This window comes from Pseudomonas sp. LPB4.O, assembly GCF_038383825.1.
GTDB classification, from domain to species: domain Bacteria; phylum Pseudomonadota; class Gammaproteobacteria; order Pseudomonadales; family Pseudomonadaceae; genus Aquipseudomonas; species Aquipseudomonas putida.
In genome coordinates, this window is record NZ_CP151298.1 from 5,401,610 (window position 1) to 5,418,437 (window position 16,828).

The 16,828-nt window shown below is 64.1% G+C and carries 16 protein-coding genes; 4 read left to right on the forward strand and 12 right to left on the reverse strand.

The window, feature by feature from the left end; translation table 11 throughout:
- Window positions 1-3: 3 nt before the first annotated feature.
- From MRBLPB4O_RS24445 to MRBLPB4O_RS24455, 3 genes are all read right to left on the reverse strand, one after another.
- Complete coding sequence (locus tag MRBLPB4O_RS24445) at window positions 4-1,395, reverse strand: amino acid permease (protein WP_016501678.1); 1,392 nt, start codon at window positions 1,393-1,395, stop codon at window positions 4-6.
- A gap of 500 nt (window positions 1,396-1,895) precedes the next feature.
- Complete coding sequence (gudD, locus tag MRBLPB4O_RS24450) at window positions 1,896-3,251, reverse strand: glucarate dehydratase (protein WP_341796841.1); 1,356 nt, start codon at window positions 3,249-3,251, stop codon at window positions 1,896-1,898.
- Window positions 3,252-3,270: 19 nt separating this feature from the next.
- Complete coding sequence (locus MRBLPB4O_RS24455; protein ID WP_341796842.1) at window positions 3,271-4,623, reverse strand: MFS transporter; 1,353 nt, start codon at window positions 4,621-4,623, stop codon at window positions 3,271-3,273.
- Between the two features lie 261 nt (window positions 4,624-4,884).
- Here MRBLPB4O_RS24455 and MRBLPB4O_RS24460 point away from each other — a divergent pair, with 261 nt between their 5' ends.
- Window positions 4,885-5,586 carry a FadR/GntR family transcriptional regulator gene (locus MRBLPB4O_RS24460; protein ID WP_341796843.1) on the forward strand — a complete coding sequence of 234 codons (702 nt, stop codon included), beginning with the start codon at window positions 4,885-4,887 and terminating at the stop codon, window positions 5,584-5,586.
- 79 nt (window positions 5,587-5,665) lie between these two features.
- Here the strand turns inward: MRBLPB4O_RS24460 and MRBLPB4O_RS24465 are convergent, their stop codons facing one another.
- From MRBLPB4O_RS24465 to MRBLPB4O_RS24480, 4 genes are all read right to left on the reverse strand, one after another.
- Window positions 5,666-6,676 (reverse strand): NAD(P)-dependent alcohol dehydrogenase, encoded by a 1,011-nt coding sequence (locus MRBLPB4O_RS24465; RefSeq protein ID WP_341796844.1) that lies wholly within the window; start codon window positions 6,674-6,676, stop codon window positions 5,666-5,668.
- Window positions 6,677-6,806: 130 nt separating this feature from the next.
- A complete protein-coding gene (locus MRBLPB4O_RS24470) occupies window positions 6,807-7,397 on the reverse strand; it encodes an HAD family hydrolase (protein ID WP_028614113.1) in 591 nt (196 codons plus the stop codon).
- On the reverse strand, window positions 7,394-8,263 hold the full coding sequence (gene tesB / locus MRBLPB4O_RS24475; RefSeq protein WP_341796845.1) for an acyl-CoA thioesterase II: 870 nt from the start codon (window positions 8,261-8,263) through the stop codon (window positions 7,394-7,396). The genes MRBLPB4O_RS24470 and tesB overlap by 4 nt, the downstream gene beginning before the upstream one ends.
- 96 nt (window positions 8,264-8,359) lie before the next feature.
- On the reverse strand, window positions 8,360-8,929 hold the full coding sequence (locus MRBLPB4O_RS24480) for a GNAT family N-acetyltransferase (RefSeq protein WP_049274282.1): 570 nt from the start codon (window positions 8,927-8,929) through the stop codon (window positions 8,360-8,362).
- A 353-nt stretch (window positions 8,930-9,282) separates the two neighbouring features.
- On the opposite strand from MRBLPB4O_RS24480, the gene MRBLPB4O_RS24485 reads away from it, so the two are divergent.
- Window positions 9,283-10,197 carry a histone deacetylase gene (locus MRBLPB4O_RS24485; protein WP_341798928.1) on the forward strand — a complete coding sequence of 305 codons (915 nt, stop codon included), beginning with the start codon at window positions 9,283-9,285 and terminating at the stop codon, window positions 10,195-10,197.
- Window positions 10,198-10,345: 148 nt separating this feature from the next.
- Window positions 10,346-11,587 (forward strand): TIGR03862 family flavoprotein, encoded by a 1,242-nt coding sequence (locus MRBLPB4O_RS24490; protein ID WP_341796846.1) that lies wholly within the window; start codon window positions 10,346-10,348, stop codon window positions 11,585-11,587.
- Between the two features lie 35 nt (window positions 11,588-11,622).
- On the opposite strand, the gene MRBLPB4O_RS24495 is transcribed toward MRBLPB4O_RS24490, so the two are convergent.
- The 5 genes from MRBLPB4O_RS24495 to MRBLPB4O_RS24515 form a co-directional block, all read right to left on the reverse strand.
- Window positions 11,623-12,945 (reverse strand): DEAD/DEAH box helicase, encoded by a 1,323-nt coding sequence (locus MRBLPB4O_RS24495; RefSeq protein ID WP_016501688.1) that lies wholly within the window; start codon window positions 12,943-12,945, stop codon window positions 11,623-11,625.
- Between the two features lie 55 nt (window positions 12,946-13,000).
- Window positions 13,001-13,921 carry a drug/metabolite exporter YedA gene (gene yedA, locus MRBLPB4O_RS24500; protein ID WP_341796847.1) on the reverse strand — a complete coding sequence of 307 codons (921 nt, stop codon included), beginning with the start codon at window positions 13,919-13,921 and terminating at the stop codon, window positions 13,001-13,003.
- Window positions 13,922-14,043: 122 nt separating this feature from the next.
- Window positions 14,044-14,649: a 3'-5' exonuclease gene (locus MRBLPB4O_RS24505; protein WP_049275210.1), complete on the reverse strand. Its 606-nt coding sequence runs from the start codon at window positions 14,647-14,649 to the stop codon at window positions 14,044-14,046.
- A gap of 9 nt (window positions 14,650-14,658) precedes the next feature.
- On the reverse strand, window positions 14,659-15,138 hold the full coding sequence (locus tag MRBLPB4O_RS24510; protein WP_341796848.1) for an NYN domain-containing protein: 480 nt from the start codon (window positions 15,136-15,138) through the stop codon (window positions 14,659-14,661).
- A gap of 72 nt (window positions 15,139-15,210) precedes the next feature.
- Window positions 15,211-15,975, reverse strand: a complete 765-nt coding sequence (locus tag MRBLPB4O_RS24515; RefSeq protein ID WP_341796849.1) for a DUF2076 domain-containing protein — start codon at window positions 15,973-15,975, stop codon at window positions 15,211-15,213.
- Between the two features lie 167 nt (window positions 15,976-16,142).
- On the opposite strand from MRBLPB4O_RS24515, the gene MRBLPB4O_RS24520 reads away from it, so the two are divergent.
- A complete protein-coding gene (locus MRBLPB4O_RS24520) occupies window positions 16,143-16,799 on the forward strand; it encodes a YciC family protein (RefSeq protein WP_341796850.1) in 657 nt (218 codons plus the stop codon).
- Window positions 16,800-16,828 lie beyond the last annotated feature (29 nt).

The following is a 16,828-nucleotide window of genomic DNA, read 5'->3' on the forward strand; positions in this document are numbered from 1 at the left end:
CAGTCACCCCATCGACCGCGCCCCCACCGGTTGCGCATGGCCGCGCGAGGTCACGATCCCCAGGAAGGAAATCACGATCGCCAGGCCCAATGTAGAGCTGACTTCCACCCGGTGCTCGGGCGTGTACATCATCACTGCCAGCGCCCCGGCAATGAAGATGATCACCGCCCAGGTCAGGTACGGGAACAGCCACATGCGGAACTTCAGCTCGGTGTTCTCCCGCTCCAGGCGGCGGCGCATGCGCAGCTGCGAAATGGCGATGACCATGTACACCAGCAGGGCGATGGCCCCGGAGCTGGCCAGCAGGAACTCGAACACGCCCTTCGGTGCGAAGTAGTTGAGCACGGCGATGGCTGCGCCGATCAGGGTGCTGCCAAACACTGCAGCGCGCGGTACGCCAACCTTGGAGGTCTTGTTGAGGAAGGCCGGGGCGTCACCGCGCTTGGCCAGCGAATACATCATCCGCGAAGCAATGTAGATCGACGAGTTCATGCAGCTGGTCACAGCCACCAGCACCACCAGGTCGACCATGAACGCCGCATTGGGGATGTTCATGATTTCCAGCGCACGCTGGTACGAGCCCACCACCGCCAACTGCGGGTCGTTCCACGGTACCACCGAAATGATCACGAAGATCGACAGGATGTAGAAGGTGCTGATACGCCAGATCACCGAGCGCGTGGCTTTGGCGATGTTGCGCGAAGGGTCGCTGGATTCGGACGCGGCGATGGTCACCGCCTCGGTGCCGATGAAGCTGAACATCACGGTGATGAACGCACCGACCACTGCCGACCAGCCCTTCGGCGCAAAGCCGCCGTACTCGGCCATCAGCCCGCTCAGGCCGCTGACCTCGCGGTTGGGCAGCCAGCCCATCAGTGCAGCAAAGCCCAGGCCGATGAAACCCAGAATCGCCGTAACTTTCAGGATGGCGAACCAGAACTCGAACTCACCGTACTTGGCCACGCTGAACAGGTTGGTGCAGGCCAGCAGCAGTACCGAGGCCAAGGCGAAGATCCAGCTGTCCACCTGCGGGAACCAGGCATTCAGCACATGCCCGGCAGCCAGTGCTTCGATAGGGATTACCAGTACCCAGAACCACCAGTACAACCAGCCGATGGTGTAGCCGGCCCAGCGGCCGATGGCCTGGTCGGCGTAGGTGGAAAACGATCCGGTATCAGGGTGTGCTACGGCCATTTCGCCGAGCATGCGCATGACCAGTACCACGAGGGTTCCGGCCACGAAATAAGAAACTATGGTAGCTGGCCCGGCCGCCGCGATGGCGTGACCAGAGCCTACGAAAAGTCCGGCGCCGATGATGCCGGCGATGGACAGCATCGTTACATGACGAGGCTTGAAACCTTGTGCAAGGTTGCCATCAGATCCCACGGTGCTCATTGGTGTTGTTCTCTTTTTGCTGACACAAGGATGGACGGGCAGGCGTAGGCGAAAATATCTCCTTTCAAATCAGTTAGTCGACAGGTTGCTCGCGCGCTGTTGTTGATCTTTGGCGCGCATCACAGAGCAACGTGTCCGTGCGGTTCGGGCTTCATTTAAGCCTCGCAGGGCTGCGGGAAATTACACGAGAACGCCCCGGAACTGTTCGATCACGACAGGGCAGTTCCATTACCGCCAGATGTCGCGAATGGCATGCCCGATCGCGCCATCGGGCCATCTGGCGCTTTTGTTTTTCATTTGGATGTGTGTTGCCAGTGCCGGCCTCTTCGCAGCACAAGGCTGCTCCTACAGGGACCGCACCAGTCTCAACGGCAGTGGGGTACCTGTAGGAGCAGCCTTGTGCTGCGAAGAGGCCAGCACTGGCCCAGGCGATTTCAGCTACTCACAAAAAAGCCCCGGTCACCCGGGGCTGTCTTTGCACTGCGGGGCCTGTAACCGCCTCAACGCACCAGGCAAGGCCGCTTGTTATCGAACTGCCAGCCCGAGATCAGAAACTGCATCGCCACGCTGTCATCCCGCGCGCCCAACCCCATGTTGCGGTAGCACTCATGGGCCTTGGCCAACTGGTCCTCATCCAGTTCCACCCCCAGCCCCGGCCGGGCCGGTACCCGCACGTGCCCGTCCACTATGCGCAGCGGTTCACGGGTAAGGCGCTGGCCGTCCTGCCAGATCCAGTGGGTGTCGATTGCGGTGATCTCGCCCGGCGCCGCAGCCGCCACCTGGGTGAACATCGCCAGCGAAATGTCGAAGTGGTTGTTCGAATGCGAACCCCACGTCAGCCCCCAGTCATTGCACATCTGCGCCACCCGCACTGAACCCTGCAAGGTCCAGAAGTGCGGGTCGGCCAGCGGAATATCCACAGCCTGCGACTGGATCGCATGGCCCATCTGCCGCCAGTCGGTGGCAATCATGTTGGTGGCGGTGCGCAGGCCGGTGGCACGGCGGAACTCGGCCATCACCTCACGGCCCGAGTAACCGTTCTCGGCGCCGCAGGGGTCTTCGGCATAGGCCAGTACGTGATGCTTGTCGCGACACAGGGCAATGGCCTCTTTCAGTGACCAGGCGCCGTTGGGGTCAAGGGTGATGCGCGCTTCGGGGAAGCGCTCGGCCAGCGCCGTCACGGCCTCCATCTCCTCCTCGCCACGCAGCACGCCGCCCTTGAGTTTGAAGTCGCTGAAGCCATAGCGCTGCTCGGCCGCTTCGGCCAGGCGCACCACCGCTTCCGGGGTCAAGGCCTTCTCGTGGCGCACGCGGAACCAGTCGTCATCGGCATCGGCCTCGTTGCGGTAGGCCAGGTCGGTCTGCTGACGGTCGCCGATGTAGAACAGGTAGCCCAGCATCTTCACCGCATCGCGCTGCTGCCCCTCGCCCAGCAGAGCCGCCATGGGCACGTTGAGGTGCTGGCCAAGCAGGTCGAGCATCGCCGACTCGATGGCCGTTACCGCATGCACGGTAATCCGCAGGTCGAAGGTTTGCAGGCCACGGCCCGCCGAGTCACGGCTGGCGAAGGCCTGGCGCATGGCATTGAGCACGCGCTGGTAGTGGCCGACCGGCTGGCCGACTACCAGGCTGCGGGCGTCTTCCAGGGTCTGGCGAATCTGTTCACCGCCAGGCACCTCGCCCAGCCCGGTATTGCCAGCACTGTCGCGCAGCACTACTACGTTGCGGGTAAAATACGGGCCATGGGCGCCACTGAGGTTCAGCAGCATGCTGTCATGGCCGGCCACGGGGATCACCCGCAGGTCGGTGACCACCGGGGTGCTGGTATGAACGGCGGGATTGGTCTGCATATTCATGATTGTTGTCTCGCAGTATTCAGTGGGTCTGGCCCAGGGCCGAGGGGGCCTTGAGGTCATCGGAAGGGGCGCCCTTTGGGCGAGTGCGTACGAAGAAGATGGCAATGGCCGCCAGCACCGAGGTCACGGCCAAGCCATACAGCCCGCCCTGGATCGAGCCGGTCTGCTGCTCCAGCAGGCCGAAGGTGGTGGGGGCAACAAAGCCGCCGAGGTTGCCGACCGAGTTGATCAGGGCGATCACTGCCGCCGCGATGCGGGCATCCAGGTAACCCTGCGGGATCGGCCAGAACAGAGACGATGCCGATTTGAAACCAATGGCCGCGAAGCACACGGCGACAAAGGCGAACACCGGCCCACCGGTGGTGGACATGAACATGCCGATGGCCGCGACCACCAGGGCACCGGCTACCCAGGCCTGCTGGAACTTCCAGCGCGCAGAGCCAGCGGCGAAGGCGTACATGGCCAGGATCGAGATCAGCCACGGGATCGAGTTGAAGAAGCCGACCTGCAGGTCGCTGAGGTCACCCATGCGCTTGATGATGCTGGGCAGCCAGAAGGTGGCGGCGTAGATGGTCAACTGGATGCAGAAGTAGATCACGCAGAACAGCACGATCTGGCGGTCCTTGAGCAGGCTCCAGGCCGAAGCCTTGACCGTGCCAACGGCTTCGCGCTCACGCTGCTCGCGGTCGATGGTGGCCACCAGCGCGTCCTGCTCAGTCTGGCTCAACCACTTGGCATCCTGCGGCTTGGAGTCCAGCCAGAAAAACACGAAGAAGCACAAGGCGACCGAGGCCATGCCTTCGATGAACAGCATCCACTGCCAGCCATGCATGCCCAGGCCCTGGATCTGCATCAACGCCCCGGCCAGCGGCCCGGAAATCAGCGAAGCCAGCGCCGAACCGCTGAGGAAGATGGCAATCGCCTTGCCGCGCTCGGCGCCTGGCAGCCAGCGGGTGAAGTAGTAGATCACCCCAGGGAAGAAGCCCGCCTCGGCAACACCCAGCAGAAAGCGCAGCACGTAGAACTGGGTTTCGTTCTGCACAAAGGCCATGGCCGTGGCCACCAGCCCCCAGGTGAACATGATGCGGGTCAGCCAAAGCCGCGCCCCCACTTTTTGCAGCAGCATGTTCGAAGGCACTTCGAACAACGCGTAGCCAATGAAGAACAAGCCGGCGCCAAAGCCGTAAGCCGCGGCGCTGATGCCCAGATCGCTTTCCAGATGCGGGCGGATGAAACCGATATTGACGCGGTCGAGGTAGTTGACGATGAACATGATGACGAACAGCGGCAGGACATGGCGCTTGACCTTGGCTACAGCACTGGCCAGGGCGTCGCCGTCATTCCGGGCAGACGGAGCGAGGGTGTCGTTCACGTGCGAATCTCCCACTAATTGTTTTTGTGCGGGTCTTGGTTGTCTGACATGGCAGTGGGGATGAGCATATTCGCGACGAGGTTGTACGACAAGATCAACAGTGTCGGCAAAATGGCAAAATACAAGCTGTCACAATGCCAATATGCTGCGATCTTTCAAAAGTAGAGAAGTCAAATGCCAGCTTGGAGGCAGAAAAAATCGGCAAAAAATAATTTGATGGATTAACTTGTCGTACAAGTACAGCGCGAAACGGATCACACCATGGAACCCGAACACACCCGCAAACGCGGCCACAGCCGTGCTCATGACTTGGTTTCCAGCCTGACCCAGCAGATTTTGCTGGGCACCTTCAAGCCGGGTGACAAGCTGCCCTCAGAGAACACACTGGTGCGCGAGCATGGCGTCAGCCGCACGGTGGTGCGTGAAGCCTTGTCCAAGTTGCAGGCTTCCGGGCTGGTGGAGCCGCGCCACGGTATCGGTACCTTCGTGATGGAGCGCCAGGCCCAGGCCGGGCTGCGCATCGCGGCGGAAAGCGCGGCGAATGTGCGCGACCTGCTGGAGCTGCGCATTGGCCTGGAAGGCCAGGCCGCCGCCCTGGCTGCGCTGCGCCGTGACGAGGGGCACCTGGTGCGCATGCGCCAGGCGCTGGATGACTACCAGGACCTGGCAGCCGCCGGCGACAGCTGTATCGAGCCCGACCGGCGTTTCCACCTGCTGATTGCCGAGGCCACCGGCAACCTGTACTTCACCGAAATGTTGCTGCATCTGGGCAACAGCCTGATCCCGCGCAACCGCATGGCCCTGGCCGAACGCGGCGGGGCGAAGCTGGCGCGGCAGGCGTACCTGGCCAACCTGGAGCATGAGGCAATCCTCAATGCCATCCGCCGGCAAGACCCGGACGCGGCGCGGGCGGCGGTATGCCTGCACCTGTCCAACAGCCGCGACCGTTTGCTGCCGGACTAGGGGCCGCTGCGCAGTCTTTCGCGGGCACGCCCGCTCCCACAGGTACCGCGTATGGGCAGGGCGTGTGGGAATCCAGCCCTCACCAGGTCAGGCAGATCTTGCCGAAATGCCGGTTGCTTTCCTGGTAGCGGAACGCCTCGACGATCTGCTCCAGTTCGAAGTGCTTGTCCACCACCGGCCGCAGGCCGTTGGCATCGATCGCGCGCACCATCGCCTGCTGCTGGGCGCGGCTGCCCACCAGCACACCTTGCAGGCGGATCTGCCGCACCAGCGCCTGCACCAGCGGCAGCTGACCGGCCACGCCGGTAAGGATGCCGATCAGCGACACATGCCCACCGATGCGCGCGGCAATCATCGACTGTTCCAGCGTCGCCGGGCCACCCACCTCGATCACATGGTCGACACCACGGTTGTCGGTGAGCGCGCGCACTTTCTCGCCCCAGGCCGGGGTGCTCTTGTAGTTGATCAGGTAATCGGCGCCCAACGCTTTCAGGCGCTCCAGCTTGGCGTCGCTGGACGATGTGGCGATCACGGTGGCGCCAGCCAGCTTGGCAAACTGCAGGGCGAAGATCGACACACCACCGGTGCCCTGCACCAGCACCGTGTCGCCAGGCTTGAGGTGGTCGTCGCTCATCAGCGCACGCCAGGCGGTAAGGCCAGCGGTGGTCAGGGTAGCGGCTTCGGCATGGCTGAAGCCTTTGGGCGCCAGGGTGAACGCGGTCGCGCGCGCGGTCACCTGTTCGCGGGCATAGCCGTCGAGGCCGTCACCGGGCACCCGGGCAAAGCCCTCGACATTGGCCTGGCCGTCGAGCCAGTCGGGGAAGAAGGTGCTGACCACATCGTCGCCGACCTGGAACTCGCTGACGCCTTCGCCCACCGCAACCACTTCGCCGGCGCCATCGGCCATGGGGATACGCCGCTCGCTAGGGCCCCACATGCCGCTGACCACGGCGAAGTCATGGTAGTTGAGGGAGCTGGCGTGCAGGCGCACGGTGATTTCGCCGGCCTTGGGGGCCTGGGCCTCGCTGGTGCCGACCTCGACCTTGTCGTAGCCGCCGCCGGGTTGTACGTAGATGGCCTTGCTGGTCATGGGTGGGTCTCCGTATCAGAGGAAAGAATGGGGTTCAGCATAGACAGGTCCGGCACCACAGACCTGAGACTTGCACAATACCGGTGGGAGCGGGCATGCCCGCGAAGAGGCCCGCATTGCCGACACAAAATCAGCCCAGCATCACCTTCAGCGCTCGGCAATCGGCCGCATGCCAGTCCACCAGTTCCGGCCACGGGTTATCCGGCAGATTCACCAGCACCGTGCGCGCACCTGCAGCACGCCCACAGTCCAGGTCAAACCGGTAATCCCCCACCATCACCAGCTCGCCCGGCGCCACGCCCCAGGCACTGGCGATCTTCAGTAGCCCGTCCGGGCTCGGCTTGGGCGCCGCTTCGTCACGCCCCAGAATGTGCTCCACCGGGAAGCAGTCTGCCAGGCCGATGGCCTCCAGCGTCACATGCGCCAGCTCGCGGGCATTGCGGGTCAGAATACCCAGCCGGCACCCCCGCCCGGCCAGCTCGCGCACCAGCTCCACCGCGCCGGTGGCCGCCGTGGAGGCAACCGCCAGGTCGCGTTCGTGCTCCAGCAACCAGGCATGCTTGGCCGCTGCTACATCTGCCGGCAAGGCCGCCAGATGGGTGAGGATGTCGTGCTCGGCCGGGATGTCCAACGCCACGCGAATGGCGTCGAAATCATGCACGGCCACGGTCAGGGTGCCGTCCATGTCGAACACCCAGTTACGCACCTCGCCCAGGCTCATGCCCAGTCCTTGCGATGGCGAATCAGGCCTTCCTGGCTCGACGATGCCACCAGTTGCCCGGCCTGGTTGAAGATGCTACCGCGGCAGAAACCGCGAGAATTCCCGGCCCAGGGGCTGTCGGTTGCGTAAAGCAGCCACTCGTCGGCCCGCAGGTTGCCATGGAACCACAGCGAATGGTCGAGGCTGGCGATCTGCATGTCGCGCTGCCACACCGACTTGCCATGCGGCAGCAACGCCGTGGTCAGCAGGCCGAAGTCCGAGGCATAGGCCAGCAGGTACTTGTGCAGGGCAGGTACGTCCGGGAGGCTGCCGTCGGCGCGGAACCAGGCGTACTTCACCGGGTCGCCGGGTTTGGGGTTGAACGGGTCGCGCTCGGTGATCGGGCGGATCTCGATCGGCTTGGCGCACAGCACTTTGTCGCGAATACGCTCGGGCAACTGGTCGGCCATGGCGCGGGCCAGCTCCACCTCGCTCGGCAGGTTTTCCGGGCCGACCACGTCTGGCATTTGTGCCTGGTGCTCGAAACCTTCCTCGTCGTACTGGAACGACGCGCTGCAGGTGAAGATGGTCTGGCCCTTCTGGATCGCCGTTACCCGCCGGGTGCTGAAGCTGCCGCCATCGCGCACGCGGTCCACCGAGTACACCACCGGCAGGCTGGCATCGCCCGGGCGCAGGAAGTAGCCGTGCAACGAATGCACATGGCGAGCATCCTCGACCGTCTGGCTGGCCGCCGACAAGGACTGGCCCAGCACTTGCCCACCGTACAGCTGACGGAAGCCCAGGTCCTGGCTACGCCCACGGAACAGGTTCTCCTCGATGGATTCGAGGCTCAACAGGTCGACCAGGTCGTCCAACACATGACTCATTGGGGGTTCTCCTCGCAAGGCAACACGTCTCTACAGCGCTCGTTATGAAGGCAAATGATACAGGGTTTGTCATTCGCGCCGGGCATGGCCGTGCATTCAGGCGCGCAGGGTGCGCTCCCAGTGTGCGCGGTCGATGCGGTACAGCACGTGCGGGCGCAGCGGATGGCCCTCGGCCAGGCGGGGGTGTTCGAAGCTGCCGTTCAGGTCCTGCTGCATGCCGATGGCTTGCATCACCTTCTGCGACGGCAGGTTGCTCTCGCTAGTGAACGACACCACTTCTTCCAGGCGCAATTGGGCGAAAGCACAACGCAGGCAGGTCCACGCCGCCTCACTGGCAAAGCCCAGGCCCCAGTGGCGACGTGCCAGGCGCCAGCCGATCTCCACCGCCGGGGCAAAGGGTGCCTCGAAGTTGACATTGAGCAACCCGGTCATGCCGATGAACGCGCCGCTGTCTTTGCGCTCCAGCGCCCACAGGCCAAAGCCGTACTCATTGAAATGCCCGCGCACACGGCCGATCAACGCAGCCGCCTCAACGCGCGTCAGCGGCGCCGGAAAGTAGCGCATCACCTGGGGGTCGGCACACAGCGCGGCGAACTCGCGCAAATCATCGTCATGCCATTGGCGCAGCACCAGCCGTGCGCTTTCCAGTTGGAGGATGGGGGTCATGGGGCCTGCTCCGGTTTACCGCCTTGCAGTTTACAGCGTAGGCGCGGGCGCGGGTTTCACCCAACCGGCAGCAGCCGAATGCCATTTTCACACGCCCTTCACCGGCCCCAGACAGGCGGGAGGCTGAACAAACCTGACTGGCAACGCGTATTGGCCAGCACCGCCAAGTGATGCAGGCAATCACAATTCCCTTGTAGGAGCAGCCTTGTGCTGCGAAGAGACCATTACTGCCACAGACACTTGTTTGTCATACCGGCCCTTTCGCAGCACAAGGCTGCTCCTACAGGCGATTGGGCAGCAAAGCGGCCCCGGCCATGGCAAGATCAGCACTGGCCCTGATTGCGACCCCACCCATGCCGTTGCCGCTGATCTACCACGAAGACTACAGCCCGGAGTTCCCCGCCGAACACCGCTTCCCGATGGACAAGTTCCGCCTGCTGCATGACCACTTGGTCGACAGCGGGCTGACCACCGACCAGGCGCTGCTGCGCCCGGACATCTGCCCCAACGACATCCTCGCCCTGGCCCACGACCGTGGCTACATCGAGCGCTACATGAACGGCGACCTGTCCCGCGAGGACCAGCGCCGCCTCGGCCTGCCCTGGAGCGAAGCCCTGGCCCGGCGCACGGTGCGGGCAGTGGGTGGCTCGCTGCTGACCGCCGAGATGGCGCTGCAACATGGCATCGCCTGCCACCTCGCCGGTGGCACCCACCATGCCCATTACGACCACCCCGCCGGCTTCTGCATCTTCAACGACCTGGCCGTGATCAGCCGCTACCTGCTGGAGGCTGGCCGGGTACATCGGGTATTGATCTTTGACTGCGATGTGCACCAGGGCGACGGCACCGCGCGCATCCTGCACGACACCCCCGAAGCCATAACCGTGTCGTTGCATTGCGAACAGAACTTCCCGGCCCGCAAGGCGCAGAGCGACTGGGACATTCCCCTGCCTCGGGGCATGGGCGATGTGGCCTACCTGAAGGTGGTGGATGACACCCTCAACTACCTGCTGCCGCTCTATCAACCCGACCTGGTGCTGTATGACGCCGGCGTCGATGTGCACAAGGACGACGCCCTGGGCTACCTGCAACTGACTGACGCCGGCCTGGCCGCCCGTGACGAAGCGGTGCTGCGCCATTGCCTGGGCCGTGACATCCCGGTGGTTGGCGTAATCGGCGGCGGCTACAGCAAGGACCGCGAAGCGTTGGCCAGGCGCCATGGCATCCTGCACCACAGCGCGGCACGCGTCATCGGTTGTTCACAATGACTGTGGAACCGCTTGTGGATAACCTGCGGGAAAGGCGCTGTAGCCCTTTGTACACAAGGCCTGCAGAACTCTGATCGTTTTTTGACCAGTGCTTCCATGGGCAGCGCTGCGCTAGAATGCGCATCTTTTCCACAGCCTGCTGCCCACCATGCCCGATCTGAACCCCGCCTCCCCTCCCCTCGCCGTCGTTATCGGTGGCGGCCCCGCCGGCCTCATGGCCGCCGAAGCGCTGGCCCAGGCAGGCCTGGCGGTCGAGGTGTTCGACGCCATGCCTTCGGTGGGGCGCAAGTTCCTGCTCGCGGGGGTTGGCGGCATGAACATCACCCACTCCGAGCCATACCCAGCGTTCGTTTCACGCTATGCCGAGCGCCAGGGCGAAGTCGATGCGCTGCTGCGCGACTTCGACGCCGACGCCTTGCGACAGTGGATTCACGGCCTGGGCATCGAAACTTTCGTCGGCACCTCGGGGCGGGTGTTCCCCACCGACATGAAGGCCGCGCCATTGCTGCGCGCCTGGCTCAAGCGCCTGCGCGACAGCGGGGTAGTTATCCACACCCGCCACCGCTGGTTGGGCTGGAACGCCGACGGTGCCTTGCGGATCGCTTATCCACAGGGCGAGCGCGCGGTGAAGGCTGCAGTCGTGGTACTGGCGCTGGGTGGCGGCAGTTGGGCGCGGCTTGGTTCGGATGGCGCCTGGCAGCCATTGCTGGCCGAACGGGCTGTGGATATCTCGCCTTTGCAGTCCAGCAACTGCGGGTTTGAGGTGGAAGGCTGGAGCGCATTGCTGAAGGAAAAATTCGCGGGTGCACCACTGAAGAACATTGCCCTCAGCGTCCCCGGCAGCGCCCCGCGCAAGGGCGAGTTCATCCTCACCGCGCAGGGTGTTGAAGGCAGCCTGGTGTATGCCTGGTCGGCGCCGGTGCGTGAGGCCATCAACCGCGAAGGCCGAGGGGTCCTGCTGCTCGACCTGCTGCCGGACAAGCCTGTGGACAAAATTGCCCAGGCACTGGCCAAGCCACGCGGTTCGCGCTCCATGGCCAAGCATCTGCACAGCCAGCTGGGCATTGATGGTGTGAAGGCGGCGCTGCTGCGCGAGCTGACCGATCAGGCGACCTTTGCCGACCCACTGGTACTGGCGCAGGCGATCAAGGCATTGCCGATCACATTGGTGCGTACGCGGCCACTGGATGAAGCAATAAGCAGTGCCGGCGGGGTACGCTTCGAGGGGCTGGATGAGGGGTTGATGGTCAAGGGCATGCCGGGGGTGTTCTGTGCCGGCGAGATGCTGGACTGGGAGGCGCCGACCGGGGGGTATCTGCTGACGGCTTGCTTCGCCAGCGGGTTGCGCGCCGGGCGGGCGGCGGCGGATTGGGTTACGCGGGTTTCCTGACAGATTTTTGGGGCCGCTTTGCGGCCCCAAAAAACTCAAGGCTTACGCTTACGCGGCCCACCATTGAAGCTCGGCACCTTGCGCACCGCCTTCACAGCAGGCTCCGGGTCCCCACTGTCCATCCAGCGCCCCAGCCCGCGCTTGGCGCTGTTCTCTTTCGGCTTTTTAGGTTTCTTCGGCTTCTTGATCACCTGGCCACTGGCGTCGGTCATCGGCACCCGGTGATCAGGGATGAAATCCGGCTCTTCATGACGTGGCAGGGTCTGCCGGGTAAGCACTTCGATAGCCCCCAGCAACTGCACTTCATCCGCGCACACCAGCGAAATCGCCTCGCCTTTGTTACCCGCCCGCCCGGTACGGCCGATGCGGTGCACGTAATCCTCGGCAACGATCGGCAGGTCGAGGTTGACCACCAGCGGCAGGTCGTCGATATCCAGGCCACGGGCCGCCACGTCGGTTGCCACCAGCACCTGAATCTCGCGGGCCTTGAAGCTGTCCAGCGCACGCTGGCGGGTGGCCTGCGGGCGGTCACCGTGGATGCCGTCGGCGTTCACGCCTTCGGCCAGCAAGCGCGCCACCAGTTGGTCGACACCGTTACGGGTCTTGGCAAATACCAGCACCTGCGTCCAGCGTTGCTTGCGCAGCAGGTGGCAGAACAGGTCTTCCTTGCGCTTCTTGTCCACAGGTACCAGCCACTGCTTGACGCTGGTCGCGGTGGCGTTGCGCGGGCTCACTTCGATACTGATCGGGTCGTTCAGGGCCAGCCCGGCCAGCACGCGAATTTGGTCAGAGAACGTGGCGGAAAACAACAGCGTCTGGCGCTTGCGGGGCAGCGCGGCGTACACCGATTGCAGTTCTTCGGCAAAGCCCAGGTCGAGCATGCGGTCGGCTTCGTCCAGCACCAAGGTCTGCACCTGGTTGAACTTGACCGCGTTTTGCCGGAACAGATCGAGCAAGCGGCCCGGGGTGGCCACCAACAGGTCGACGCCACGGCGCAGGCGCATCATCTGCGGGTTGATGCTGACGCCGCCGTACACCGCGTAAGTGCTCAGCGGCAGGTTCTCGGCGTACTCGCGCACGTTGTTGTGCACCTGCTCGGCCAGCTCGCGGGTAGGCACCAGCACCAGCGCGCGGATCGAGTTGCTGGCCACCTTCTCGCCCTCCAGCGCCAGACGCTGCAGCACGGGCAGGGCAAAGCCTGCGGTCTTGCCGGTACCGGTCTGGGCTGCGGCCATCAGGTCGCGGCCGGCCAGCACGGCGGGGATGGCCTTGGCCTGCACCGGGGTCGGGGTGGTGTAGTCCAGCTGCTGCAGGGTGCGCAGCAGCGGTTCGATCAGGCCGAGTTTGGCGAAATTCATGGCAATACCGTCAGGGGGTTCAGCGAAGGCGGCAAGTTTACCGCATCACCCCGGCCTACTTGCAGATTTCGCCTTCCAGCGGCTGCGCAGGCGCAGGTGCCTTGCGCCACTGTGGCAGGCCGATCAGCACCACCGCACCGATAATCACCGCCATGGCCACGCACTCCTCTGCGCCAATCTGTTCGCCGGCAAAGACGATGCCCAGCAGCACGGCAACCGCCGGGTTGACGTAGGCATAGCTGGTGGCCGCCGCCGGGCGTACGTTCTTGAGCAGGTACATGTAGGCGCTGAACGCCAGGATCGAGCCAAAGAACACCAGGTAGGCCAACGCCCCCCAGCCGGCCGCGGTCGGCATCTGCGTCATACGCTCGCCAGACAGCACGCTGCCCAGCAACAGCGCCGCGCCACCCACCAGCATTTCCGCCGCGCTGGCCATCGGCCCCTGGGGCAATGGCAAGGTCTTGCTCCACACCGAGCCGAACGCCCACGACGCCGCCGCGAAAATGATCAGGGCAGCACCCACCGGGCTTGCCTGCAAGTTCGAACCCAGGTTCAGCAGGCCGATACCCACCAGCCCCAGGGCAATCCCCGCCCACTCCAGCCGCGAGTTGCGGTGCCCGAACAACAGGCCGAACAGCAAGGTGAACAAGGGCACTGTCGCCACCGCCAGCGCCGCCACGCCCGATGCCACCCCGGCATGTTCGGCCACGGTCACACCGCCGTTGCCACAGCTGAGCAGCAGAAAGCCGATTGCCCCTGCCGCCCGCCACTGCGCCCAGGTCGGCGCCGGCGCACCGCGCCAGCGCAGAAAACCGTACAGCAGCCCCCCAGCAATCACGAAGCGCACACCAGCCATGAGCATCGGCGGCCAGCTCTCCACGCCAATACGAATGAACAGATAGGTAGAGCCCCAGACCAGGTACAAGGCCAGGAAAGCACCAATGAGCAGCAACGGGAAGCGACGGGCGGCAGGCATGGGAAAAACTCGAAATCCGTTTACGGGTGATTCAGTTTAACGGCCTGCCTGGGTGAAGTTACGTTACAGAACGGGCTCAAATGAGCGGCACACTTTTGGTGCGCACAGCTTGGACGGTGGCCTTAGCGGAACTTGGCCAGGGTTTCACGTACCTTTGCGGCAGGCACTTTCTGCAGACGGCAAAGCAGGCCATGGGACAGTTGCTGAATACCATGGGCCTGGCGCAGTTCGCCTACCAGGTGCTGCAGCAGGTTGGCGGCCATCTCGGCATCGGCCATGGCCCGGTGCGCGGTACCGGTGTCCGGCAGGCCGGCCCAGCGGGTCAGGGTGCCCAGCTTGTGGTTCGGTGCCATCGGCAGCAGGCGCCGCGACAACAGCAGGGAGCAGGCGAACGACTGGCTGCGGCTACGGCCGATGCGACTCAGTTCGTAGTCCCAGAACTTCTGGTCGAACGCCGCGTTGTGTGCCAGCAGCGGGGTGTCGCCGACAAACTCGGCCACTTCGTTCATAACCTTGTCCACCGGTGGTGCGCTGCGCAGCATGGCGGTGGTAATCCCGGTCAGCCCGGCGACGAAGGCCGGTACCGGCACGCCAGCGTTCATCAGGCTCTGGTAGCGCTCGACGATACGCCCGCCTTCCAGCATCACCACTGCCACTTCGGTGGCGCGGCAGCCGGCGCCAGGGCTGATGCCGGTAGTTTCAAAGTCGATGACAGCAATACGTTCCATGAAGGGGCCTCAATGTTTGAGCAACAGCTTACCCTCGATGGGCACATAACGGGTGGCCGCACGGATCAGCGACAATGCGGTAAGCCCAGGCACGCCATACACCACGGCCTCTGTACCGTGGCGCTGGATCACCCGTTCCAGCAGCAGGTCGAAGTCGCCATCGCCAGAGGCCAGCACCACCTGGTCGACCCGGCTGGCCGCATCGATCACATCCAGGGTAATACCCACATCCCAGTCCCCTTTGGCCGAGCCATCGCTGCGCTGGATGAAAGGCTTGAGGCGCACATCGAAACCAAGGTTGCGCAAAATCTGCTGGAACTGCTGTTGCTTGCTGTCGCCACGGTCGATGGCATAGGCCACCGCTTCGACAATTTCGCCTTCACGGATGACGTCGGCCCACAACGCGGTGTAGTTGAAATGGCACCCGTGGGCCTGGCGCACGGTGTAGTAGAGGTTCTGCACATCGGCGAACAGCGCGATCTTTTTCACCTGGGAACCTCATGTCTGGCCCGCGAAGGGGCGCAAAGCGCCCCCAAAATTGCCAGCAGTATGCCAGACCTGTCACACGTACGAATCGTCGTCCGAGAAGAACCCGCCATCGTCGCTGCCGTAATCGGTGTCGGCATAACCGCCCTGGTCACTGCCCCAACCACCGTTGTCAGCCACTTGCTGCTGCCCGCCCTGATCGTTCCAGCCACCGCTGTCGCTGGCCGGTGCTGGCTCTTCCTTGATTACCTCGACCACTTCCTCGGGCTGTGAATTGTGGTTGAACAGGCTGCTGATGCCCTGGGCCAGCAACACACCACCGGCCACACCGGCTGCGGTCTGCATGGCCCCACCGAGGAAGCTGCTGGCACCGCCGCGCGCCGGCGCAGCGCCAAAGCCTGGCTGCTGCGGTTGCGGCTGAGCCTGGGAGAAGCCCGGTGCCGACGGCTCGCGCCAGCCACCACCGGATGCTGCAGGCGGCGCCGAAGGGCGCTGAGGCTGCACAGCCGGCGCCGCATTGCGCCCGCCCGAGCCAAAGATGCTGGACAAGAAACCACCGCCGCCGCTGCCCGGTGCGCCGTTGCCAGCCTGTGCCGCCTCGGCCTGGGCGCGGGCCTGCTTCAACTCGGCCTCCAGCTGCTTGTTCTGTTCGTCGAGGCGCTTGATTGCCGCCTCCTGCACCAAAATCGCCTGGGCCATGTAGTAAGGCGCCGCCGGCTGCTGGCGCAGGTGTTGCTCGATGCACGCCTGGGCCTGCGCGTCACGCGGCTGGCTTGGGTCTTCGGCTTGCTTGATGCGGCCGAACAGGCCGTCGATCAGGGTTTGTTCTTCAGTGTTCATGGGGCGACCTCGTGGGGTAGCAGGACAACGGACAGCGTCAAAGATGGGGTGTAGCGGCACGGGATTCAATCACTGGCGCCGTGAAACTTTTTTCAGCAAGTGACAGCCCCACGCCCGCTTTGGGCTAAAGTTATGCCCCTGATTTTACTGCCATGCGATGTTGACTGATGAATCCGCTGAGCGTTCTGCGCGACTCCCTGTACTTCTTCCGCCGCCACCTGCCGAACATCCTCCAGCTGTGCCTGCCGTTGGTGGTGCTGGAGGCCTTGCTCACCCAGCTGCTGTACCGGCAGATGGGCGACCAGGCATCGCCGGCCTACGGCATGCTGGTCAGCCTGCTGTTCTACCCGCTGTACAGCGCGGCACTGATTCTTTACCTGCACACGCGCAGCAACGGCCAGGACATCGGCAAGCGCGACCTGTTCGCCCGCGCCCTGCAGCTATGGCCGCAACTGGCCCTGCTGATCCTGATCAGTTCGCTGCTGATCATGGCCGGCCTGGCGCTGTTCATCTTCCCGGGCGTGTGGATCATGATCAACCTGGTGTTCGCCGAGTACCTGCTGGTGCTGCGCGGCCTGCCGGTGGTGCAGGCAATGCGCGAAAGCGCACGCATGACCACCGGGCACTTCATGCGCATCATGATTTGCGTGGTGGCCGTGCTGGCACCGATCTGGCTGATCGACGGGCTGTTGCTGATGGCCTTCCCCGAGCCATCGCCGGGCATGGAGCTGGCCATGGACAGCCTCAGCGGCTTCCTGCAGTTGTTCAGCACCGTGGTGCTGTACCGCCTGTTCATGCTGCTGGAGGGCGAAGCCGGGGCGTGATGCCCAGGCCCGCGTTTCGGCCAGGCAGC